We start from the raw sequence: 4,977 nt of genomic DNA on the forward strand, positions 1-4,977 counted from the left end.
CGGTGCCGCGGGACCCGCCGGCTGGGAGGACGTCCTCCAGATCGTCGCGCTCCTCCAGGCGTTGGGGTCGAAGAGCGCGGGGGCGCGACAGCGTGCGGCCCTGTCCTCGGTCGAGGAAGTCGCCGTACCGGTGGAGGCACTGGTCGAGGCCGTGCTGAGCGAGTCGGACCCTAACGTCGCCGGAGCCCTTCGTTGGGCTCTGGCGCAATCGGGCGAGAACGGGCCGGCACTGCTGGCGGAGGGCCTCGGCTCGCCCGCGGCCGAGGTGCGGAGACGTGCCGTCCAGTCCATCGCCGAGATTCCGGACAGTGAGGCGACCGCACTGTTGCAGGAGGCCCTCACACACCCCGACTTCGTGGTCCGCGGGTACGCGGCTCTGGCGCTCGGGGCACGTGGAGCAGCCGACGCGGTCCCGACGCTCCTCGACATGATCGTCGAGGGGAGGAACGACGCCGACGCAGCCGACGCACTGAGCACGCTGGCGAGTGATCCCGTGTTGGCGGATCAGATCGCTACCGGGCTCGTCGACTGCCTCACCCACAGCACCATGGGATCGTCTGCACGTCGACGGCTGACACAGGCGCTCGCGGACATCCCGGGGATCTCCACGTCACGTGCCCTCGCAGATCTGGCACATGACGAAGACCGTGCCGTTGCGCTTACTGCGACATACATTCTCAAGCTGCGCAACGGTCGTTCGCCTCATAGTGTCTGAGTCGGGTCGGTGGCTGTGGGGTGTGAGATACGGGCAGGGCGGCAGCTTGACCGACGCCAAGAGGGCTGCGGGGGAGGCGTGCGTGCCTGGAGTTACGTCATCGGCATGAATTCGGGCAGGGTGAGGGCCGAATGGGCCGGTCGTCCCTCCGTGGGGGGCATGGCGCTGAGATTGCGCAGCAGGTCGTTGCGCTGCTCCAGGGCCCGGGCAGTGATCGGGAAGAGTGTGGCATCGCCCTCGCCGACCTGCTCTTGGTTCACGGTCACAAACTCACGGGTTCTGTGTTCGTAGGCGGCGAAGCCCGCGGCGTGGTCCCGGTCGGCCAGGGAACCGGCGAGCATGTACGCGCCGACGAGCGCGAGGCTGGAGCCCTGTCCGGTGAGGAACGAAGGCGCGTACGCGGCGTCGCCCACCAGCGCGACCCTGCCGTTGGACCAGCGGGGCATGCGGATCTGGCCGGCCCCGTCGAAGAACAGGTCATCCGCGTCGCGCATGGCGGCGAGCATGCCCGGGACCTCCCATCCCGCGTCGGCGAAGACCGTGGCGACCAGGTCCCGTTGGGCTTGCGGGTTCCGGAACGCGTCGAACGGCGGTTCCGGGTGGGAGAAGTTCAGGAAGGCGTGCACTTCGTCGTCGTCCCCCACGGCGTAGAGTGCCGCTGCCCTGCCCGGGGTGTTCCACATCATGGTCTCGTGGGAGAGCCCGAAGGTGTTGCGCATGGTGAACCCGGCGAAGCAGTAGCCGAGGTACCGGTGGAACTGTTCTTCGGGGCCGAACAGGAACTCGCGGGTACGTGAGTGCAGACCGTCCGCACCGAACACCATGTCGAACGTACGCCTGCCGCCCCCGCGGAAGGCGATGTCGACCCCGTGGCCGGACTGGTCGAGGGTGTCGATGGAGTCGTTGAACAAGAACTCCACGTCGTCACGGATCGCCGTGTGGAGAGCGCCGGTCAGATCCCCGCGCCGCACCTCCAGGTCCCGTCCCGCGACACCGCCGGTGACGGTGTGCGGGTCGACCGAGGCCACCTCACCACCGTCCCCGTCAAGGAAGGTCAGCCGGCGCAGGTCGATGTGCGCGTCCCGCAGTCGCGGCAGGATTCCCATCCTCCGGACGACTTCGAGTGCGGTGCCGCGCACGTCGATGGGGTAACCATCGCTACGAAGCGTGCCCGCCTTCTCGACGACGGTGACCGCGAACCCGTAGCGGTTCAGCCAGAACGCGAGGGCGGACCCCGCGACGCCGGCCCCGGATATCAGGACCTCGCGCCTCGGCGTGGTACGGATGTCCCTCAACTGATAGGTGCGGCTCATGCCTTGGCTCCTTTGCTCATGGTGCGGGCGACAAGCAGGGACAGCGCCGTGACGGCGCCGGCTATGACGAAGCCGGTGACGAAGGCCGATTCGGCCGGGACATCCGACCCGGGAGGGGTCCCGGCGGTGAGGATCGCACCACTGATCTGCACACCCACGGCGTAGCCGAGAACGCGGGTCACCAGGACCAGGCTGGTGGCGATGCCGGTGTCGCTCTGATCGACGGATGTGGCGGTGCTGGTCACCAGCGCCGTGACGCACAGGCCGTTGGCAAGCGCGATCACCGCTTTGCCGATGACGAGGTGCCAGACCTCGGTGTGCACGGCTGCCAGGGCGGTCAGGGCGGCGGCCATGATGACGATCCCGGCGGTGACCACGGCACGCGAGCCGAGACGCCGCGCCCCGATCCCACTGATCGGCCCGGCCAGCGACGCGGCCACGGCGCCGGGCAGCAGGAAGAAGCCGATCTCGGTGGCGCCGGCCCCGAAACCGTACTCGTCGGCGGGCACCGCGAACAGCTGCGGGACGAGATGGACCGCCACCGCGGTACCGACGCAGATCACGAACGTCAGCACACACGACTTCCACACCGCAGGCCGTGCCAGCATGCGCAGATCGACCATCGGCGAGGCCGCACGACGCTCAACGGCTGTCCATCCGGTCACGAAGGCGACCAGAACCACGATGAGGGCGCCGAGCACGAGTGGCTGCGAGCCGATGTCGGGCACCCATGCGAGCGCGAGCATGAGCGTGATCAGCGTCCCGCTCAAGAGAACCAGGCCGGGCCAGTCGACCCCGGCGCCGTCCGACCGGCCCGGCGGATCATGCGGCATCAGCCTGTTCACCAGCATGGTGGCCCCGATGACCGTGATCGTCGGCAGCGCGAACAGCCAGTGCCGGGACAGCCCTTCCGCCACGGGCCCGGCCGACAGCGTTCCCGCCATCCCGCCCCCCACGAACAACCCGCTGACCACCCCGATGGCCACCTTCGACTCTCCCGCGGGGAGGTGTACGCGCACCAGGATGAACGACAGGGGCAGCGCGCCCACCATCGCCCCCTGCAGTACCTGACCGAGCAGCAGCACCGGCAGGTTCGGCGCCAGGGCGGACACCAGACCACCGGCACAGACCACCGTCATCAGCCGGATCAGGACCCGTTTTCCGCCGTAGCGGTCGCCGAACTTGCCTGCGACCGGAGTGACGAGCGCGCCGGTGATGAGGAGCATGATGCTGAGTAACGCCCCTTCGGCGGGACTCATATCCAACTCGCGTTGCAGGAGCGGGAGCGTCGGCGTCACCACCGACTCCAAGGCGCCAGTTGCGACTGCCAGCATGCCGAGGGCCCCGACAGCGGCCTTCCCGATGCGGCCCGGGGGAGCCGGAGTTGCGGTCATGGACGTCCTTTCCGTCATTGCCGGCCCAGTAGGGGGTCGGCCGTACGCGTGCTGCCGCCTTGGCGGGCCCGGCGCGGACACAGCGGCCATTCACGCGGGGCGCCGTGCGCATGGTGCTTTGTGGACAGGTCCGAGGTCGTCCGGCGGGGTGAACCCGGGGAAGCGGTACCCGAGGTGGCGCATGCACGGGCTTCGCCGGGCGGAGAGCGTGTACGAGTGCGGCAGGCGCGGTCATTATTACACTACACCGTGCAGTGTAGGAGGGTTAAGATGAGCCCATGCCGACCACGAAGACACTGCGCGAGGGGTCCACGCGGAAGCGGGCCGCCATCCTCTCGGCGGCCCGGGAACTGTTCCTCGCCGACGGCTTCGACCGGTCCAGCGTCGACGCGGTCGCCGCCCGGGCCGAGGTGTCCAAGCGGACGGTCTACGACTACTTCGGCGACAAGCAGACGCTGCTGAAAGCAGTCGTCGACGCCGTCGGCCAGTCACTGATCACCACGATCCGGCGCACCCTCGACGACACCCTCACCGACCTCACCGAGGCCGCCGACCTCGAGGACGCCCTGGTCGCGTTCTCGATGCGCATCGCGACCGACATGCTCGACTCGGCGGAGTACGCAACGCTGCAACGACTGGTCCGGGCGGAATCCGGCCACCTGCCGCACCGGGGCTACAACTCCATGGCCGACACCCCCGACGAGGCACTCGCCGAGCGGTTCGCCGCCTTCGCCGCGGCCGGGCTGCTCGACGTCCCCGACCCCCGACTCGCGGCCGACCAGTTCATCGCGCTGACCTTCGGCGTCGCGCTAGACAGGCTCGGTTCCGCGAATGCCGCGGAGGACACCCGCGTCCGGCCACTCGTCGTCGAGGGAGTACGGACCTTTCTCCGGGCATACCGAACCATGTAGGGCTGGGGCAGCACGAAAGAACAGTGTGCCGTCAGCCCACGCTTCCTCCCGCTTCCCCTCCCCCTTCGCGAGTATGAGTTCATGTCAGTGGCGCTCGCGCCGCTGACGGCGCCGGCGCTCCACCGACCGCTCGCTCACCCGCAGCGCGGATCTCTCCTGCGGTGCTGTGTGCGCGGGCCCAGTTATTGCCGGTCATCGCCGACAGGCCCACGGCATCGCCGAGAACCCCGGCTGTGCCGCGCCTCACGCCACGCGTGACAGGGGTACCGCCCGCGTTGGGTGGACACCCCGTCGAACCCGGACGGTTCACCCGTCACTGCTGCCTGACCGTCCCCCGCTGGATTACCGAAGCCGATCAGATCACTCACTGTCCGCACCGCGCCGACCGGCCCGGACGACTTCGGCGGCCTGGAAGGGCGGACGCTCCACCGGGGTTCAGAGGCGTACGACGAGTTTGCCGGTGTGGTTGCCGTGTTCCATGTCGTGGTGGGCGTCTCTGATCTGGTCGAGGGTGTAGACGTGGATGGGGCCGGTGGAGAACTGGCCGGTGGCGATGCGGTCGAGGTAGTGCTGGAAGACATCGGGGGGCAGGTCGGCGGAGCCTCCGCCGTAGGCGGAGAGTCGGACGCCGCGGGGGAGGTATT

At 69.0% G+C, this 4,977-nt stretch carries 5 protein-coding genes; 2 read left to right on the plus strand and 3 right to left on the minus strand.

The features are described 5' to 3' along the window. Nucleotides 1-715 (plus strand): HEAT repeat domain-containing protein (locus FF041_RS29795; protein WP_194292225.1); only part of this gene is annotated, 715 nt, incomplete at its 5' end. A 92-nt stretch (nucleotides 716-807) separates the two neighbouring features. On the opposite strand, the gene FF041_RS29800 is transcribed toward FF041_RS29795, so the two are convergent. Both FF041_RS29800 and FF041_RS29805 read right to left on the minus strand, forming a co-directional pair. Then, nucleotides 808-2,028 (minus strand): FAD-dependent monooxygenase, encoded by a 1,221-nt coding sequence (locus tag FF041_RS29800; protein ID WP_153525672.1) that lies wholly within the window; start codon nucleotides 2,026-2,028, stop codon nucleotides 808-810. Continuing rightward, on the minus strand, nucleotides 2,025-3,422 hold the full coding sequence (locus FF041_RS29805) for an MFS transporter (protein WP_153525673.1): 1,398 nt from the start codon (nucleotides 3,420-3,422) through the stop codon (nucleotides 2,025-2,027). The genes FF041_RS29800 and FF041_RS29805 overlap by 4 nt, the downstream gene beginning before the upstream one ends. 278 nt (nucleotides 3,423-3,700) lie before the next feature. Between FF041_RS29805 and FF041_RS29810 the strand changes: the two genes are divergently transcribed. Next, nucleotides 3,701-4,333 (plus strand): TetR/AcrR family transcriptional regulator, encoded by a 633-nt coding sequence (locus FF041_RS29810; RefSeq protein WP_153525674.1) that lies wholly within the window; start codon nucleotides 3,701-3,703, stop codon nucleotides 4,331-4,333. Nucleotides 4,334-4,768: 435 nt separating this feature from the next. Here FF041_RS29810 and FF041_RS29815 read toward each other — a convergent pair. Continuing rightward, nucleotides 4,769-4,977 (minus strand): zinc-binding dehydrogenase (locus FF041_RS29815; protein WP_153525697.1); only part of this gene is annotated, 209 nt, incomplete at its 5' end.

It is taken from the genome of Streptomyces jumonjinensis (assembly GCF_009600885.1).
GTDB lineage: Bacteria > Actinomycetota > Actinomycetes > Streptomycetales > Streptomycetaceae > Streptomyces > Streptomyces jumonjinensis.